Annotated in this window: 13 protein-coding genes and 3 pseudogenes; 9 read left to right on the forward strand and 7 right to left on the reverse strand. The window is 66.9% G+C overall.

Annotation, left to right across the window (positions count from 1 at the left end; all coding sequences use genetic code 11):
• Positions 1 to 20 precede the first annotated feature (20 nt).
• Positions 21 to 989: an NAD(P)H-quinone oxidoreductase gene (locus ACLIN4_RS35700; RefSeq protein WP_411576680.1), complete on the forward strand. Its 969-nt coding sequence runs from the start codon at positions 21 to 23 to the stop codon at positions 987 to 989.
• 29 nt (positions 990 to 1,018) lie between these two features.
• Here ACLIN4_RS35700 and ACLIN4_RS35705 read toward each other — a convergent pair whose 3' ends face one another.
• Complete coding sequence (locus ACLIN4_RS35705; protein ID WP_411576681.1) at positions 1,019 to 1,369, reverse strand: PucR family transcriptional regulator; 351 nt, start codon at positions 1,367 to 1,369, stop codon at positions 1,019 to 1,021.
• Between the two features lie 164 nt (positions 1,370 to 1,533).
• Positions 1,534 to 2,211: a hypothetical protein gene (locus ACLIN4_RS35710; RefSeq protein WP_411576682.1), complete on the reverse strand. Its 678-nt coding sequence runs from the start codon at positions 2,209 to 2,211 to the stop codon at positions 1,534 to 1,536.
• 146 nt (positions 2,212 to 2,357) lie between these two features.
• Between ACLIN4_RS35710 and ACLIN4_RS35715 the strand changes: the two genes are divergently transcribed.
• The 5 genes and pseudogenes from ACLIN4_RS35715 (at position 2,358) to ACLIN4_RS35735 (ending at position 7,781) form a co-directional block, all read left to right on the forward strand.
• The gene (locus ACLIN4_RS35715) at positions 2,358 to 4,007 is read left to right on the forward strand and encodes a long-chain-fatty-acid--CoA ligase (protein WP_411576683.1); all 1,650 of its coding nucleotides are present in this window, start codon (positions 2,358 to 2,360) and stop codon (positions 4,005 to 4,007) included.
• 145 nt (positions 4,008 to 4,152) lie between these two features.
• On the forward strand, positions 4,153 to 5,127 hold the full coding sequence (locus ACLIN4_RS35720) for an alpha/beta hydrolase (protein WP_411576684.1): 975 nt from the start codon (positions 4,153 to 4,155) through the stop codon (positions 5,125 to 5,127).
• Between the two features lie 460 nt (positions 5,128 to 5,587).
• Positions 5,588 to 5,773 (forward strand): annotated as a pseudogene (locus ACLIN4_RS35725) (acetoacetate decarboxylase); the annotation flags it as partial.
• A gap of 44 nt (positions 5,774 to 5,817) precedes the next feature.
• On the forward strand, positions 5,818 to 6,855 hold the full coding sequence (locus tag ACLIN4_RS35730) for an aldehyde dehydrogenase family protein (protein ID WP_411576685.1): 1,038 nt from the start codon (positions 5,818 to 5,820) through the stop codon (positions 6,853 to 6,855).
• An 8-nt stretch (positions 6,856 to 6,863) separates the two neighbouring features.
• Entirely contained in the window at positions 6,864 to 7,781 is a 918-nt protein-coding gene (locus ACLIN4_RS35735) for an NAD-dependent epimerase/dehydratase family protein (RefSeq protein WP_411576686.1), read from the forward strand.
• A 432-nt stretch (positions 7,782 to 8,213) separates the two neighbouring features.
• On the opposite strand, the gene ACLIN4_RS35740 is transcribed toward ACLIN4_RS35735, so the two are convergent.
• Positions 8,214 to 9,464 (reverse strand): NADH:flavin oxidoreductase/NADH oxidase family protein, encoded by a 1,251-nt coding sequence (locus ACLIN4_RS35740; RefSeq protein WP_411576687.1) that lies wholly within the window; start codon positions 9,462 to 9,464, stop codon positions 8,214 to 8,216.
• Positions 9,465 to 10,260: 796 nt separating this feature from the next.
• Between ACLIN4_RS35740 and ACLIN4_RS35745 the strand changes: the two genes are divergently transcribed.
• Positions 10,261 to 11,088: a hypothetical protein gene (locus ACLIN4_RS35745; protein WP_411576688.1), complete on the forward strand. Its 828-nt coding sequence runs from the start codon at positions 10,261 to 10,263 to the stop codon at positions 11,086 to 11,088.
• Positions 11,089 to 11,334: 246 nt separating this feature from the next.
• Here the strand turns inward: ACLIN4_RS35745 and ACLIN4_RS35750 are convergent, their stop codons facing one another.
• A complete protein-coding gene (locus ACLIN4_RS35750) occupies positions 11,335 to 12,321 on the reverse strand; it encodes a hypothetical protein (protein WP_411576689.1) in 987 nt (328 codons plus the stop codon).
• Between the two features lie 625 nt (positions 12,322 to 12,946).
• On the opposite strand from ACLIN4_RS35750, the pseudogene ACLIN4_RS35755 reads away from it, so the two are divergent.
• Positions 12,947 to 13,203, forward strand: a pseudogene (locus ACLIN4_RS35755) (hypothetical protein).
• A gap of 8 nt (positions 13,204 to 13,211) precedes the next feature.
• Positions 13,212 to 13,558: pseudogene (locus ACLIN4_RS35760) on the forward strand (hypothetical protein).
• 587 nt (positions 13,559 to 14,145) lie between these two features.
• Here ACLIN4_RS35760 and ACLIN4_RS35765 read toward each other — a convergent pair.
• From ACLIN4_RS35765 to ACLIN4_RS35775, 3 genes are read right to left on the reverse strand one after another with little or no spacing between them, the layout of a single operon-like run.
• On the reverse strand, positions 14,146 to 15,258 hold the full coding sequence (locus ACLIN4_RS35765) for a glycosyltransferase family 4 protein (RefSeq protein ID WP_411576690.1): 1,113 nt from the start codon (positions 15,256 to 15,258) through the stop codon (positions 14,146 to 14,148).
• Entirely contained in the window at positions 15,255 to 16,631 is a 1,377-nt protein-coding gene (locus ACLIN4_RS35770; protein ID WP_411576691.1) for a hypothetical protein, read from the reverse strand. Before ACLIN4_RS35770 ends, ACLIN4_RS35765 begins: the two co-directional genes overlap by 4 nt.
• A 53-nt stretch (positions 16,632 to 16,684) precedes the next feature.
• A complete protein-coding gene (locus ACLIN4_RS35775; RefSeq protein WP_411576692.1) occupies positions 16,685 to 17,941 on the reverse strand; it encodes a nucleotide sugar dehydrogenase in 1,257 nt (418 codons plus the stop codon).
• Between the last annotated feature and the right edge of the window lie 51 nt (positions 17,942 to 17,992).

Genomic DNA, 17,992 nt, shown 5'->3' on the forward strand with positions numbered 1-17,992 from the left:
GTTGTGGGAACGGAGATGTCATGAAGGCTGTGTCGATCACGGAGCACGGTGGTCCCGAGGTTCTGCAGTGGGTGGAGGCCGAGGACCCGGCGCCCGCCGCAGGTGAGGTGATCGTCGATGTGGTGGCCAGTGCTCTGAACCGGGCGGACGTGATGCAGCGGTGGGGGCTGTATCCGCTGCAGCCGGGCTGGTCGCCGTACCCGGGGCTGGAGGTCTCCGGCCGTATCAGCGCGCTCGGTGAGGGCGTGACTGGCTGGCAGGTGGGCGATGAGGTGTGCGCCCTGCTGACGGGCGGAGGCTATACGCAGAAAGTTGCCGTTCCCGCGGGACAGCTGCTCACGATTCCGAAGGGTGTCGGGCTGGCGGAGGCGGCGGGTCTGCCGGAGGTCACCGCCACGGTGTGGTCCAACATCGTCATGACCGCGGGCCTGAAGGCGGGGGAGACGCTGCTGGTGCACGGCGGGGCCGGCGGTGTGGGAACGATGGCGATCCAAATCGCCAAGGCCCTGGGCGCCCGTGTGGTCACGACGGTGGGCGGCGCGGAGAAGGCCGCCCAGGCTCGGGGCCTGGGTGCGGATCTGGCGATCGACTACCGGACCGAGGACTTCACCCAGCACGGTCCCTACGATGTGATCCTCGATGTCGTGGGCGGTGACTACCTGGAGCGCAACGTCGAATCGCTGGCTGCTGACGGCCGGCTGGTGGTGATCGGTCTGCAGAAGGGGCTGGAGGGCCGGCTCAATCTCGCCGAGATCGTGTTCAAGCGGGCATCGGTGCACGGCACGACGCTGCGCACACGTTCGAAGGAGTACAAGGCCGAGGTCGTGGCCGAGGTACAGCAGAACGTGTGGCCGATGATCGAGAACGGCACGGTGCAGCTGGTCATCGACCGGACCGTGCCGATGGCGGACGCCGCCGAGGGGCATCGCCTGATGGAGGCCGGCGGCCACCTCGGCAAGATCCTCCTTCTCAACGAAGACCACGCCTGATTGAGGGGGCCCGGGCGTCCCGCCAGACGTCAACCGACGTCTGGCGGACAGTCGGCGGGGCCCTTGTCCTGATGGCGGACCGCCAGGAGCGCCGCACCGACGTCTGCCGTCGTTCGCGGGTCGGAGAGGGACCGGCCGGTCAGTTCCTCGACGCGGCGGATGCGGTAGCGGACGGTGTTGGGATGGACGAAAAGGCTCTGCGACGTGGCATTGGCCGAGCCGCCGGAAGCGAACCAATGCTCCAGGGTGCGCAGCAGGCGGGAACGTTCCCCAGCCGGCAGGTCGAGAACAGGACCGAGCGTCACCTGCACCAGGCGGGCCGCCTCAGCAGGAGCCGCTGCGACGACCATCGCCAGCGGATAGTCGTCGAACCGTGCCACGCCGGGGCCAGCACCGGGCAGCGTGGACAGGGCCAGCCGGGCGAAGCGCAGGTTCTGTGGAGTGCTCCGCAGCGATGCGAAGCACGGACTGAACCCCACGCGGGCGCGCCCTCGCCGCAGGATGCGCAGGCAGATGTTCTCCGCCGCGGCGGTGGGAAGCGCGATCAGAGCGAGCTGCTGATCCGGCAGCGACCTCCAGGCGAAAGGAATCTCCGCCTCCCGCAGCGCGGCCCCATACCCGCCAGGGGTACCTCACCCGCAGCGCTGACCTCCGCGACGGCGACGGCATAGGGCCCCTGCTCGGGCAGCCCCAGCTCCCGAGCGGCCTCCCATAGGGTGTGGTCGGTGATGACACCGGTGAACAGTGCCTCCACCAAGGCTGCACGCCTTGCCTGCCCCTGTGAGGACAGCTCGACAGCCGTCTCGCGGTAGGCGACCGCCACCGCCTCCGCGTACAGGCCGAACAACGCCCAGAACCTTGCGGACTCCGAGACCAGCAGATCGTCCGAGATCTCTGGACGCGTGCGCGCCTCCGCGACGATCTCCATCCAGAGCAGCTCCGAGCCGATGCGGTATGCGCGCAGACTGTCAGCCAACGGGACACCCTGCTCCGCCCTGAGTCGACCGGTCTCACGCGCGGCCGCCGCGTCGGGGGTCTCCTTGCGGCCGAGGTGCCTCAGAACGAAGTCCGCGTTGGCGTAACAAGAGTGCCGCAGCGACCCGAAGGAGATCAGCGATTCGTCCTTGTAGACATCGACCTCCGCGCGGATGCGAAGCGCCATGCTCTCGGCCAGCTCGGGAAGCCGTGAATGCAGCGCCGCAGCAACACCCGAAATATTCATAAGCGCAGCATACGGCTGCCATTTTGTTGTCACGGACAATCTGCGAGGGTGAGCGCTGTCGTGCAGGCCATAGGACATGCCCGACGGACAGCGACAAGATGTCTGCGATGTAAACATCCAGTGATCTCGTGTTACGGAGGCGGGTCATGCCCAATCTGGCAGGGTTCCTCGTAGAGACGGCGAAACGGCAGCCCGGGCACCCCGCGCTGCGCCTGGACGAGCAGGTCATCACCTATGCGGAGCTGGACGACCGCACCGCCCGCGCCGCCGCGCTGCTCAGGGCGGAAGGCGTGTGCGTGGGAGACCGAGTCGCCCTGATGCTGCCCAATGTCCCCGAGTTCGTCGTCCTCTACTACGGAGCCCTGCGCGCCGGAGCGATCGTCGTTCCGATGAATCCGCTCTTGAAGACAAGGGAGGCCGAGTTCCACCTCGCCGACTCAGGCGCGGTACGGCTCTTCGAATGGCACCAGGCACCAGGTGAAGGAGCCAAGGGGGCTGCCGCCGCAGGAGTGCGACACACCGCCGTCGAACCCACCGCGTTCGCCGCGGCACTGGCTGAGCACGAACCACTTGCCGACGTCGCCGAGGCGTGCGGTGAGGACATGGCTGTGCTGCTGTACACCTCCGGTACCACCGGCCGCCCCAAGGGGGCTGTCCTCACCCACGCCGGCCTGCGGCACAACACCGAGGTCAACAGCATCGAAGTCCAGCGTATGACCCCGCAGGACGTAGTGGTGGGCTGCCTGCCGCTCTTCCACATCTTCGGACAGATCTGCACCATGAGCGCAGCCGTCCGCAGTGGTGCCTCCCTTGTCCTGATTCCCCGCTTCGAACCGGGAGCGGTCCTGGACGCGATCACTCGTGAGCGGGCCACGGTCTTCGAGGGTGTCCCGACCATGTACGCAGCGCTGCTGCAGCACCCGTTCGAGGGGGACGTCTCGACGCTGCGGATGTGCATCTCCGGCGGGGCTTCGCTGCCGGTAGAGATCCTGCATGGTTTCGAGCGGCGGTTCGGGTGTCCGGTCCTCGAAGGCTTCGGGATGTCCGAAACCAGCCCGGTGGTCACGTTCAACCACCCCGACCGCCCGCGCAAGGCCGGCTCCATCGGTACCCCCATCCGGGATGTGGAGGTACGGCTGGTGGACGAAGGAGGGCAGGACGTGGCCCCCGGTGAGATCGGTGAGCTGGCCGTCCGGGGGCCGAACGTGATGACGGGCTACTGGAATCGGCCTCTGGAGACACAGGCGGCCATCCCCGACGGCTGGCTGCGCACCGGTGACCTCGCCCGAGCAGACGAGGATGGCTACCTGTACATCGTCGACCGCAAGAAGGATCTGATCATTCGCGGCGGATACAACGTCTACCCGCGCGAAATCGAAGAGGTCCTCCACGAGCACCCCGCTGTCGCCTTGGCTGCGGTTGTGGGTGTTCCTCACGCCGAACTGGGCGAAGAGGTCGCCGCCGTGGTCGTGCTCCGCCCCGCCGAGCAGGCCACGCCAGAGGAACTGCGGGAGTATGTGAAGAGTCAAGTAGCGGCATACAAGTACCCGCGTCGGGTGTGGTTGGTGGACAAGCTGCCGTTGGGGCCGAGCGGCAAGATCCTTAAGCGGGTGATCGCCCTGCCGATTGAAGACCGCACTCCGGCTTTAAGTTCAGCCGGATCGGCGGGCCCTGCGGGCGCCCGCGTACCGAGTTGGCGCAGCAGTACAGCCGACCGCGTGGCCGCCTCCGGTTGCGGGCGCAGAGGCCGTGGCCGCCTTGAACAGTTGCGCATCCCGTCGTCTGCGGCGGGGTGAGCGCTTGCGGGCAGGGGGACGGGTTGCGGCGGTCCAAGGGGGCGTGAACGATGAGATAAGGGCATGGCTCCATCGGCAGGCATAGCATGAGCGGCTGGTGAGGCCGCGCGAACAGGGCACGCCTGTGTCCGTGAATGGACCGAACATGAGCGATCTTCCCCCTCCAATCACTCCCTACCTCGAACCTGCTGCAAAAGAACTGTGCGAGGCAACGGACCCCCACCCGCGGATCTACGAGGTTCCTCCGGAGAAGGGCCGCGACATCCTGCTCGGCCTGCAGAGCGACCAGAGCGTGCCCCGTCCCGACGTCGACGAGGAGTGGGTCGACGTGGCCGCGGGCGAGTGGGGCACGGTCCGTACACGCATCATCCGGCCCAAGGGCGCCACCGGCCCGCTGCCGGTGGTGTTCTACATCCACGGTGCCGGCTGGGTCTTCGGCGACGACAAGACCCATGACCGGCTCTTCCGCGAACTCGCCGTGGGCGCCGGTGCAGCGGGCGTCTTCCCCGTCTACGACCGCGCGCCGGAGGCGAAGTACCCCACTCAGGTCGAGCAGAACTACGCCGTGGGCCGCTGGGTTTTGGAACACGGCGCCGAACACGGCCTGGACACCTCGCGGATCGCCGTCACAGGTGAGTCGGTCGGCGGCTGCATGTCCGCGGTGTTCGCGCTGATGAACAAGGAGCGCGGCGGCATCGACCTCAAGGCTCAGGTGCTGCTCTACCCCGTGGCCAACGCCGACTTCGACACCCCCTCCTACCTTCAGTTCGCCGAGGGCTACTACCTCACCCGCGACGGCATGAAGTGGTTCTGGGACGCCTACACCACCGACCCCGCCCAGCGTGCCGAGGTGTACGCCTCACCGCTCCAGGCATCCGTGGACCAACTCCGCGGACTGCCCACCACCCTGGTCATCACCGACGAGGCCGACGTGCTGCGCGACGAGGGCGAGCAGTACGCCAACAAGCTCCGCGAGGCCGGCGTGGACGTCACCTCCGTCAGGGTGGCAGGCATGGTCCACGACTTCCTCCTCCTGGACAGCCTGCGCGACACCCGTGCCGCCAACGTCGCCCGCAAACTCGCCGTCGACGCCCTGCGTACCGCTCTGCACGAAGACTGAGACCGCTCCGTCAGGGCGCTGCACAACCGCACAGATCAGGCTGGGCCTGTCACTGCCGCATATGGCACTGACAGGCCCAGACTCTTCTCCTCTCAGCCGAGCCGCCCGATGGTGAGGAATCCTCTGAGCTGTCGCCGTCCTGGCAGCCAACCGCCGCACCGGGTACCGATGCGCCCTCGCTCGGCCAGAGCCGTCGGACTCTCCCTGCCCGGACGCGAAGTACCTCCAGCCCCGTGCTCGCCGCTTCACGGAAACCGGGGTCGTTCCCCCCTGGTGCCCTTCGAGCCGAGAGATGTGATGCGGGCGCTGCCTGCTGCGGCAATGATGGATCTGCGCCCGCCATCCGGATCACCGCGGCAAGAGGCATACGTCACCGACCCAGAAGTGAGCGATGTAAACATTTGGGTGTAGAGTTGTCGTGTAGTTGCCGAGAAACAAGGGCAACGATTGGAGCACAACCATGGACGACACACAGGCCCCAAAGGCCCAGGACACGGTTGAGGTCACTCTGGGCGAGCGCGCAGTGCACGTCCCGGCGGGGGGACTGTTCGACCGTTACCGGATGCAGGCCGATCTCGACGAGGTGGCGAAGGATCCTCGCGTGGCCGTGGTCGAGTTCTTCAGGAACCAGCCCAAGACCGAAGTGTTCAGAAGGCATGGGCAGCCCGTCCAGTCCGAGAACGCGCTGCTGTGCTGCGGCGCTCCCACCACCTCGTCATCGACCGCCAGGACGAGGTCCTGGACCTGATCCAGCTCGAGAACAGCAAGGCACGCCGTCATGCGTTCGAGGAGATCATGGACGTCGCTCTCAACGCGCGGTACTGCGCGAACACCGCACAGGAGTACCTACGCCCGAAGAGGCGGCAGGGAGCACAGCCAGGCCTGACCAGGGTCTGCGAGCTGCACCACCCCAAGGGTCTCGTCGGAGTCATCTCGCCGTGGAACTACCCCCTGACCCTCGGAATCAGCGACGCCTTGCCGGCGATCGTTGCTGGGAACGCCATCCTGACCAAACCCGACGCACAGACTCCCTTCTCCGCCCTGTGGGCCGTCGACCTGCTTGAAGAAGCCGGTATGCAGCCCGGGCTGGTCCAGGTCGTCACAGGAGCCGGTGCCGAACTCAGCCTGCCCATCATCGAGAACTGCGACTTTCTCATGTTCACCGGATCCACCGCGGTCGGGCGGACAGTGGCCGCGCTGGTCTCCCAGAAGCAGCTGGATCCCGTAATCCGCCACGTCGAGGACGCGAAGTCCAAGGGAGCCACGGTCCTGGCCTGGGGCATGCGCCGCCCGGTCCTCGGTCCCTTCTTCTGCGAGCCGACGATTCCCACCGGTGTCGACGGCACGATGGAGGTGTACGCGCACGAGACTTTCGGACCCCTCGTCTCCATACATCGCGTAGCCGACGAGGAAAAGGCAATTGCCAAGGCCAACGACAGCGAATACGGCCTGAACTTCAGTGTCTGGACCGGTGACGCGCGCCGAGGACGGCGGGTACGCGGCACGCCTGCAGGCCGGAACCGTCAACGTCAACGACGCCTACGCCGCAGCGTGGGGTTCGGTCGACGGCATGTTGAAGTACAGCGAGTCCCAGACCATCGCCGTCGAGCGCGTGGTTCCGGGCGGAGCGTCCGACGGAGTAGACCCCGCGCCCTATCCCAGCGTCGTTTCGGCGGACCTGAAGATCCTCAAGCGCCTTCCTGGCCTCAAGTAGACAAGAAAGAGTGATGAGTTCCATGCAGACCGTACTGGGCGCCAACGGGCCGATCGGCGAAGAACTGGCCCGCGAGCTGTACCGCAGATTCACACACGACATCCGGCTGGTCAGCCGTAACCCCACGAAGATCCACGACACCGATCAGCTCATCAAGGCTGACCTGACGGACCCCGAGGCCACGGCCCGGGCCGTAGAAGGCAGCGAAATCGCATACCTCACCGTGGGCCTGCCCATGGATTCACAAGTGTGGGAGCAGAAGTTCCCCGCCATGATGCGCAACGTCATCGACGCCTGCGCGAAGTACGGCGCCAAGCTCGTGTTCTTCGACAACACGTACATGTACCCCGGTACGCCCGCCCCCCAGACCGAGTCGACCGCTTTCGAACCGAACGGACGCAAGGGTCGCGTCCGTGCACAGATCGCGACGATGCTGCTCGACGCGATGGCCGCAGGATCGGTCGATGCCGTCATCTGCCGGGCTCCGGAGTTCTACGGTCCGGGAAAGACCAAGAGCCTGACGAACTCACTCGTCTTCGACCGGATCAGAGCGGGCAAGCGCCCCTTCGTCCCCGTCAGCGCGAAGACCGTCCGGTCCCTCATCTGGACGCCTGACGCCAGCCGGGCTATGGCGCTCGTCGGCAACACCCCGGACGCCTACGGTCAGACCTGGCACCTGCCCGTCGATCCACACCGCCTCACCTACGCCGAGATGATCGGCGTGGCCGAACAGGTCACTGGTCGCCGTATCCGATACAGCGTGCTACCACTGGCCGTATTCAACCTCGGAGGTCGCTTCATCGGGCCGCTCGGAGAGGTTCAGGAACTGCTGCCGCGCTACCGCGGTGACAACATCTTCGACGCAGCGAAGTTCGCGACTCGCTTTCCCGACTTCACCGTTACCTCCTATGAGGAGGGCATCACCGAACTCCTCGGCTGAACCCTGCCGGGATCGATCCTTCGATACCAACATCGGCCCCGGGGAGCCCGCAGGGCTCACGGGGATTCGGTCCCGGCCATCGCCACGGCAACCGACAACAAGGGAGTCGCCGCCCGACTCGTGACGCCCTTCCGTTGCCTCCGATATGGGCGCCGCGACTCCCCGTTTGCCCAACACGTCCGCCCGTACCCGCGCACCCACGAGGTCACTGACCGGGACTGCTAATCCTCGAGGATGTAAAGACCAGCGTCCCGACCACGAGGACAGGGTCCCGGCCCACACGACGGACAGGACCCTCCTTTGCCGGTCTGCTCTCCCCACCGCGGTCACCGGACCTGCTGGTGTGGCGGGCAGCCGGCGCACCAGTCGGGGGAGGGACTCCACGAACGAGGTGCTCTGCCCCGCCGTCCGCGGGTAGGACAGGCAACAGGCCTACCGGCCGGTGGTGCTGCGTTCCGCGGACAGCCAGGAGCGGTAAGTACGAAGGGCCTTGCGCTGCTTGCGCCGTTCGGAGATCAGAGCGATCGCCGCGTTCGCATCCGGATTAGTCTGGCGTCCACGAGCGAGACGGCGCATCTGCTGCCGGACTCTTGCCATGCTGGCAGCCGAAGCGAGGGCCTTGTCCGACCAGGTGACCGGCTTCATCGAACGATCTGCCTCGCGCTGGTTCCTCCATAGATGGGGGAGATCGGGGATGAGAGTCAGAGCGGTGCCCATGCCGACCACCGCCACGCCGCTGTCGAGGACACGCTCGGCGGAGTATCGCTGGGTGATGCCGCCCGTGAGCATCAGTGGGACAGGGCCCCTCTTGACCAGGGTCTTGGCGAGATCGAGGAAGTACGCCTCGCGGGCTTGGGTGCTCTCATCAGCGGGGCGGCCGGTCATCGCCGGACTTTCGTAGCTGCCACCGGACAGTTCGACGAGGTCGACGCCGAGGGGTTCGAGCATTTCGATCACCTGGCGGGCATCATCGGTGTCGAATCCGCCGCGCTGGAAGTCGGCGGAGTTCAGTTTCACCGCGACCGCGAAGGACGGTGAGACGGCGGCACGGACTGCCTGCACGATGTCCAGCAGCATTCTGGCCCGGTTCTGAAGGGAGCCGCCCCATCGATCGGTGCGCCTGTTGACCAGCGGCGAGAGGAACTGCGACAGCAGGTATCCGTGCGCGGCGTGGATCTCGACACCGTCGAATCCGGCCTTCTCGGCGCGATGGGCCGTGACGACGAACCGGGTCACAGTGTCGTCGATCTGCTGGGGGGTCATGGCGGTCGGACGGCCGAAACGCTTGCTGTGCCTGCCCAGGTTGACACCGATGTCTGAGGGGCCCCATACGACGCCGGGCATGCCGGAAGGCACTTGGCGGCCGGGGTGGTTGATCTGCATCCACATCGAGCCGCCGCCCGACTTGCCCACCTTCGCCCACTCGGCGAACGGCTTGAGGGGGGAATGTGCGTCGAGGACGACCCCGGAGGGTGCCGTCAGTGCCTCGGCATGGACCATGACGTTGCCGGTGATCAGGAGACCGGCACCCCCTTCGGCCCAGCGTCGGTAAAGGGTGAGGATCTGCTTGCCGGGCACCTGGCCGCCGTCGGCCATATTCTCCTCCATGGCTGCCTTCCCAATCCGGTTGGCGAGCACCTGCCCGGAACGTAGGAGCAGCGGGGAGAACAGCTCGCTGGTCATTCCGGTTCCCTCTTCCGTCTCGATCACTCACGGTGTATGCAGTGCCAACATTAAGGTGCGATGTAAGCGCCGTGAACATAGGGAGGGTGTGGCCTGCGTCATAATGCTGTGCGCGCACACGCCGGCCCGGCGCGCCGCATACCGTGCACTGCGGCTACTGGGCCAGGTTCCCCGTCCGTCAAGGCCGGGCGGGTGAAAGTGAGTTCCAAGAGCAGGCGGGAAGCCATCCGGGCGCGGCGGACGCCGAGTGGCGCCGTCCCGGCTTCGCGGGTGAGATGCGCGGCGCCGCCCACGTCGCCCCCGCGCCTGCAGGGATGTTCCGGCCGGTCAGGTCCTCCGCTCCAGCGCCCGGAACCGGGGGACATGTCGTGTGCTGGGGGCGGGGAGGAAAGGAGCTTCCTGCCCGCCCCGCCCCCAGTAGGCGTGGACGGTGTCGCGTTACCACTCGTCGCAGCGAGCGTCGACTTCGAAGGCCGGGTTGCGGCTGGCGTTGGTCGTCCAGCCACGCATTAAAGTCCAGTGCAGCTGAGGTCGACTCGGTCGGTGCGCAGGCCTCGAGCGCCTCGATGCCCTTGACCACGCCGCGGTCGGCTACAGCCAGGCGCCGTACTGCGCGACGTGCTGCTCGACGCAGGGGCACTCGCCGAGGTCCGAGAGACGGCGACCTACTGGTCGCGGATCCCCGCCCTGTAGACCGCCGTTCGCGACCCGAATCCAGTGGCCGGTTCGCATCCTTGTCGGGTAGTTGCACCCACTCCACCCTATTCAGGTCACTCGTACGCATGAGGGGGGAACCGTGCCATTCGGTAGCGGCGATAGGGCTCAGCTCAAGCAGATCCTCGACCAGCTCACCAGACTGGCCACCGAGATCGCGGCCATCAAGCAGCAGGTGGCCGACCAGCAGCACACCCTTGACCAGATCCGCCACGACACCGCCGCCGCCATCAACTCTGGCCTCGCCGACATCCGGTCCGTCGCCCGTGACGCCATGGCCCGTACTACCGACCTCGTCGGCGGTCCGCTCACCCAGGTCAGCAACGAGATCGTCGCTCTCCGAAGCGCTGTCACCCAGATCGATGGGCAGCTCCGCGCCACCACAAGCCAACCCACGGCCGCGCCCGAGACAGCTCCCGCCGCGGACCCCGAACCGTCGAGCCAGCCCGGCCCGGGCCCGGATCCTGACCCCGTATCAGGCGCGGTAGGTGAGTCGGAGACCGAGGCGGATCCGACCCGTCCTGACCCGGCTGTCCTGCGAGCGGCGGCCGGCATCGCCCACGCCGTAGTCGAAGCCCATCGCGACACCTGGGCGTTCCTCATCCAGACCGCAGGCAACGAGCAGCACTTCCACATCCCGGGCAAGGTCGACGACCACGAAGGCTTCGTCAGTGTCCGCTTCTCCGGCCCCAGCCTCGTCGCCGCCATCACCAGCCTGAACCACATCGCGCGGAGCGCGGCCAACCCGGTCACGCAAGCCATCGCAGACCACATCCAGCAGAAGATCACTACCGCGGTGCAAGAGATCATCACCCGTCCCAGCAGCGACGGGGAGGGCAAACCCGTCCGCATTGTCATCGACGACCGCGCAGCGTTCGCCGAAGCCCCGCACACCACAACGGCCGACTGACACACCAGGACTCCGCCACCCGCCCCCTTGGCCGTGGCCCAGCGAGAGACGGCCAGCGAGGCCATCTTGAAACGGCTCCACCAAGGCGGCCCGAACCGCGCCCGCGCCGCAACGCGCCGACCAGCGGCGGGATCGAAGCCGATCACCGAAGCCCGCCCCGGTGTGCGCGGCGGGGACCGCGGCGACCTGCGCATCCTCCTCGGATTCGGCAGGCCACCGCGACCTGACGCGCACGTGCCCGCGTGCTCACTTCTCCAGAGCGCGGGGGGACGCGGTGCCGGCCTCGTCGTAGAGGGTCTGCACGTCCTCGACGATGTCGGTGTGGTCTCGCAAGTCGATGTCCAGGGCGTGGCCGATCAGACCGAACATGTCGTGCACAAGGCGGTCGAAGGCCACCGGCGCGAGCAGGCCCACTGGTGGCCGGGTGTCCTCCTGCGGGCCGGGTATCACCGCCCGCATCCGGTACTCCCGGTCGGCCTGCTGGTGGTTGCGGTAGGTCTGTACCGCCTCATGCAGGCGCGCAGGCCACGGCATCCGCGCGGGCGGCGGGGCGGGGCGGCCCTCGAAGACCGCACCGTTGGCCGCCCGCTGATAGGCGGCAAGAGCGGCGGGCGAGTTGTCCGCGCGCTGTTGCAGGCCGGACACGGCGTGCAGCCGCAGGGCCAGCGAGATGATCGGTGTGGCATGGCTCGCGGCCCACGTGTACTCGGTGCGGCGGTCACGCCGGGCACGGGCCACTTCGACGCGCTCGGCCTGGGTGAGGACGTCACCGGCGACATCCTCGAGGTCATCACGCAGCTGCAGGAATCGGCGCTCGGCTGCCTGCCGGCTCTTGAGCTCCAGAGCGTTCCCGATCCTGCCCCAGGTGACCTTGAGGCTCCGGGCGGTACTGATGAGCCTGCGTTCGTCGGCTTCCAGCTTGTCGCGCAGCGTACGGATGACCAGGAGCGCGGCGAGCACGCTGGTTTCGTCCATACCCGTATCGCGGTAGCGGGCGCGCTGCACCACTAGGTCATATTTCGCGGCGATGCTCGTCAGATCGCGGTCAGCTACGGAGAACTCACTGGTCACGCGGGCCAGTTCGCCTTCCCACTCGCTGGGGTCATGCTCCGGCGGAGTGTGTAAATGCTGCCAGGCCGCTTCACGGCTGTATTCTTCAATCGGTCGTGACTCTGTCGTCTTACTGACGACGCTTTTTGTCGTCCCTCGGACGACACTTTTTCGTGACGGCATGAACTCTCCATCCCATGTCGGTGCGAAAACAGGAATCAGTCGTCCGAGCGCGTGTGATCCGCCTGCTGGCGGTCAGTCGTTCGGCGCCGCAGGGCGCGCACAAGCGTGCCGGTCAAGGCCCCGGTGGCCAGGACCAGCAGCCCCGCGAGGTACTCGGGCCCCGCCTCTCGCAAAATGTTGCTCATCACCACAGGTCAGCACGCACAGACGGGTCCACTGCGTGCCCCCCTCTCAGGAATTATCGGACGGCGTGACGCCGCCCACGGATAAGACCGAGCCGTCCCCTCGCGGCCCCCTGCAGGCTGCCTCCACCCTCAAGGAATACGGACCGCCTGCGACCCTGCAATTCAATGAAGGGGTCGGACATCTCGTCACACGAATCGAAAGAGCGCCACCCTCCGCCACCCCTCGCGGGAAAACCGACCACCCTAAATTCATCGAAATTGCACCGATATGTAAGGGTGGTGCGCGCAGCCCCACCGACCGGCTGCTGGTGCGCGGCGTCCGCGACATCGAGTCGGCAGGGACGCCTCCACGGCGGCCATCCGGGCTTGCGTGGCAAGCGACCCTTGCATCCGCGGTACGGGTACGTACCCGTACCGCGGGGGTGGGAAGGAGCACTACGATGACTGATGCCGACGTTCGCATCCTCGCGGAAGCCAAGAATCGGCTCGCTGTCATAGCCGCTGCGGAGGGGCTGTCGCTTCGCGCGTACCTGGCGCGCTCGCGCAGACCCTGCTGACAGCAGCCGAGCGGGCTGAGAGGGCCGAAAAGGCGCGGGCCGCGCTCAAGGAGTGGAACGGCTACACTCCCACCGCCGATCAGGAGCGGGACCTCGACAGCGAGCTGGACCGCCGTCTGGCCCGGGTGACCGGCCGGTGAGCGACGCCATGCACATCGTCCTGGACGACACCGCGATGACCGCGGCCGGCCAGGGCAACGTCCTTGCTTCCCGCCTCATCCACCGCGCTCACGCCGAAGCCGGCTGGTTCCTCTACGCCCCGGCATGTGCGTTGGTGGAAGCCGACCGAGCCCTGCCCGGCACGGCGGAACATCTGGCATCCCTGCCCGGCATCACCGTCCTCGACCTGGACCTCGCTGCTGTTCTGGCCGTGGCAAGGCACAAGGCCTGCACGCCGCACAGCCCACTCCCGACCGCCCCGACGGGGCGATCGTCGCCACCACGGATCCGGGTCGGTGGAGCAGCCAGGCGATCCGCGTCCTGGACCTCGCCTGAGTACACCAACCGGAGTTAACGCAGCGCTCGACTGCTTCCCACTCCCCAGAGGGGTCTCCTGGCCATGTGCGCCGGCTCGACGTCGGAGTCGTGCTCCCTGCGCCCCTGCACGCCGCACATGCTGTCGAAATCTGTACAAGTCACTGAAGAGCGTCCTCGCGGTCCAAAGACTCCCAGGTCAAGCCGCCTGCTCCCCGCACGCGCGGGGTTGATCCCCGGATGCCAGCGAGGCCATCGTCGCCGTCGGTCTGCTCCCCACGCCCGCGGGGGTGGTCCCGACGGGAGGGTCAGCTCATAAGGGCGCGCTGCTGCAACCGGCAGCCGGAGGCAGCGCCGTACGAACACCGGCGGCCGCTCAGTGAGCGTCGTCGTTTACGGTTCGTCGACCCCGCCTCCGCGGGGAGGATCAGAGTAGCCGGGCGGCAGCGCACGCATCCACGGGTCGGCTCCGCGCCTGCGGGAGTGCTCCGATCGAAAGGTGCGGTGCTTGCCCAGGTGATGGTGACCGAACTGGGGTCGGCTGGTGCCGGCCGTCAACGGTTGGCCCCACCGGGCTGAGCAGGCCAGGCCGCCCTGCTAGATGTGTCTCAGCTGTTTGTAACGCGGAGTGTCAGTTCGTGGAGCAGGCGTCCGGTGGTGGTGATGTCGTACCGGCGTGCGTTGTGGAGAGCTGCCTTGGACGCGGCCGTTCGCTGGTGAAGGTTCCGGCTCATTTCGTCCAGGGCCGTGGCCAGGGAGCGGGGGTCGCCGGGAGTGTAGGGGGCGCCGGCGCCTCCGAGGAGGTGCCTCACACCAGGGAGATCGGAGTAGACGACCGGGAGTCCGTGGGCTTGGGCCTCGACGAGAACCAGCCCGAATGCCTCCAGACCTTTGGTGGTGAACACGAAGGCGTCGAAGGTCGGTAGGAGACTCCACAGTTCAACGCGTGGCAGGTGTCTCTCGAAGCGGACCCGGTCTTGCAGGCCAAGTTCGGCAGTTCTGTGTTCCAGGTGCTTGCGCAGGGGTCCTTTGCCGATCACGGTCAGACGGTGGGGTTGTTCAGTGAGGGCGATGGCTTCGATGGCCGTGATCGTGGACTTGTTGTCGTCCAGGCGTCCGGCGTGGGCCAGGGACAACGGGCCGGCGTCTGCGGACGGCCGGTCGCGCTGCTGGGCGTCGGCTAGGCGGATGCCCCAGGGGATGACGGTGATGCGGTCGGTGTACCGGCGCCCTGTCAGGTGGTCGATGCGTTCGGCAAGGTCTGAGGTGGGGGCGACGATCGCGGCGCTGGCGGCGGCCACTTCGCGTACGGCCGCGTGTTCGGCCGGGTTGCGCTCGGCCGCCATCACCTCGGTGCCGTGAGCGATGGAGATGACCGGGATGCTGCCGGCGGTGCGGCTGAGCGCGAGGCTGAGGGCGAACCCGACGTTCTGGGCGTGGATGGCGTTCGGTTTGACCTGCTGGATGAGCGTTGCTACCTCGCGCGTCAGCTCGTCGACGTAGTCGTCGAAGCCGGGGCCCTGGGGGCGTTTGGTCGTGGAAAGGGGGATCAGGTGATCGAACGTGTCCTTCCAGGTCTGATCGAACGGCGTCCGGCCGAGGTAGGCCGTGCGGGTTTCGGGCATGGCGCGGTAGAGGTCGTTGACGAGGATCAGGCTTCCGGACGAAGGCTCGCACGGGCGGTTGATGCCGGTGAGGATGGACAGGGGTTCCGCGGTCATGCGGAGACCCTCTTGGCAGGGTGGGTAGGGAGCGAGGACGGGACATCACGGTCCGCCGTGGCCCGGGAGATGGTGGTCTTCCGTTCGCGGTGGCGGGGTGGAGCCCACCACGCTGCCAGGTGCGGCGTGAGGACGGCGTTGACCTCTTGGACTGGGTGCAGGAGTCCTTTGCCGTCCTGTTTGGCTGTCCACGCTCTGACGGACGCTCGGGGGTAGAGGGGCTGTATCCCGATCTCGCCCTTGGGGAGGAAGCCGTTGAAAGGGGTGGGGATGCGTTCGCTGTTCCAGTAGTCCCATGCTTCGAGCGCCTTGGCTTTCTCGAAGCAGTGGTAGAGCCTGTGATAGCGCGGCATGTACCGGATCTCGCGGAAGATCATATGTCCGATCAGTCCCGGCGCGACGTGCCGGAGTGTGCTGAGATCCGTGTCCTGGAAGGTCGCCGATGCCGGGTCCTGAGATGGGTGCAGCGCGGTACGGGCGAACAGGTGGGACAGCCGTCGTCGCACGTACTCGGCGACTTGTGGGGCCAGCGCCGGTTCGATGCCGTCGATGAGCTGAATGAGCTGCTGGTGGCGCGGATGGAAGCGGGCGAGGTCGAACAATTCGTGCATGCCGTCCACGGCGGCGAACGCGAGGCGCTTGTACAGCCAGTTGTTCAGTTCCCCGACCTGGGCGCAGTTCTTGGTCTCCTCACTCGTGGAGTGGAGCATCAGGTACTCGGACAGCACCTCGAAGTACAGGTAGCCGAGGAAGGGCACAGCGGGTACGGCAGTGGCCAACTGGTCGATGAACTCGGTAGCTGTCGTGGCCCGGCCTGTAGCGTTGCGCAGGGCCACGTCGAGGAACACGGCCGCAGCGCGCAGCCCGGCCTGCACGGCATCGTCAAGCTGGTCGGTCTCGGACCGGGTGAGAAAGCTCTGATAGCGCAGGTAGGTGCGCAGGTGGATGGGGCCGAGGTGCAGATAGTCCACCCCCTTGGTAGGGATCGGAGCGTCTGGGGTGACCTCGAAGATCATGGGCGTGGTGTCGGGTTTCGTGTGCATCAGGTAGGCGCCGAGATTGTGCGGACGCCATCCCTGGCGCCGGCGTGAGAGCGGAGAGCAGTACAGGGCTCCGACCAGGCATCCGGTGGAGACGTGCAGTTCCCTGCTGGCACGGATGGCGGTGATGTCCTTGGTGGTGTGCAGCAGGTACAGGGGCCGGCCGCTGACGAGCGCTTCGGTCATCGCGTTGTGCCGAATCAGCCATCCGTTGGGGGTGTCATCCTCCAGATAGCGGCGCCAGTTGTCCTCACTTTCGGCCAGCGACGCGGGAGCCGGGCGCTGCGAGGGCTTGCTGTAGTCCGTGTGGGCGTGCTCCCATTCGTGGCGCAAAAGGGGACTCCTGATGGTTGAAGGGGTAGCGGGACCCGGGGAAATACGGGGGTTTACAGCGTCTCGACGTTGGTTCCGGACAGCCGATTGCGGCAGTCGAGCACGTACGGTGCGTCCTTCTCGATCATGGTGAGGTCGAATCGGGTGTGGTCCATGAGGAGCACCACGGCATCAGCCGCTGCCACTTCCTGCGGGTTCGCATCGACCCGGGGCACGTTCAGCTTGCTGATGTCGTCCTCCGGCACGATCGGGTCGGCGCCGTAGACATCGGCGCCGAGGCCGGTGAGAAGTTCGGCAACCCGCGCTGAAGGGGAGTTTCGCAGGTCGGTGGCGTTGTACTTGTAGGTCAGACCGAGCAGCAGGACGCGCGACCCCTCGATGGGCAGGCCGCGTCTGCGCAAGCCGTCTACGACGCGCTGGACGACGTAGTCGGGCATGTGCCGGTTGACGTCGTCGGCGAGTTTTACGAGCCTGAACGGGACTCCCAGTTCCTGCTCGACCTTCCACGAGAGGAACAGCGGATCGACGGGCAGGCAGTGCCCGCCGGCTCCTGGCCCGGGGGTGAATCGAGTGAAGCCGAAGGGCTTGGTCGCGGCGGCGTCGATCGCCTCCCAGATGTTCACTCCGAGGGGTGCCGCCAACGTTGCCAACTCGTTTACGAGTGAGATGTTGACCAGCCGGAAGGTGTTCTCCAGCAGCTTCGCCAACTCGGCGACCTTGGGTCCGGATACGGGGACCGTGGTCTGGAAGATGCCGTCGTAGAACCTCTTGATCTCGTGGAGCGACGTGGCGTCGATCCCGGACACGATTTTCGGTGTGCCGTCGAACGACCAGCGCTTGTTGCCCGGAGCGATGCGTTCGGGGCTGAACCCGGCCAGAAAGCCCATCCCCGCCCGCAGGCCTGATGCCTTCTCCAGGATCGGCAGCAGCAGTTCCTCGGTACAGCCGGGGTAGGTCGTGGACTCCAGGACTACGGTCCCGCCGACGCGGAGGTGCGCGCCCAGGGTCAGCGCGCAAGCTTCGAGGTAGGTCAGGTCGGGCACGTTGTCCCGCAGTGGGGTCGGCACGGTGATCACCGCGGTGTCGAAGCCGGCCAGCCCCGCATCGTCGGTGGTCGCGGAGTACGCAGCGGACTCCAGCACGGCGCGCAGCCGTGCTGAGGACACGTCCTCGATGACGGACTGGCCGGCGGTGAGCTGCCGGACACGGTCCGCGTCCACGTCATAGCCGATCACGCGATGCCCCACCTCCGCCGCGCGGACCGCCAGCGGAAGCCCTACGTAACCCTGACCAGCGACGACTACCTGCATTTCAGCTCCTACTCGGTTGCGGTGCTTGAATGGACCGTCGTTCCTGATCTG

The sequence above is a fragment of the Streptomyces mutabilis genome, assembly GCF_046628145.1.
Classification (GTDB): Bacteria; Actinomycetota; Actinomycetes; order Streptomycetales; family Streptomycetaceae; genus Streptomyces; species Streptomyces mutabilis.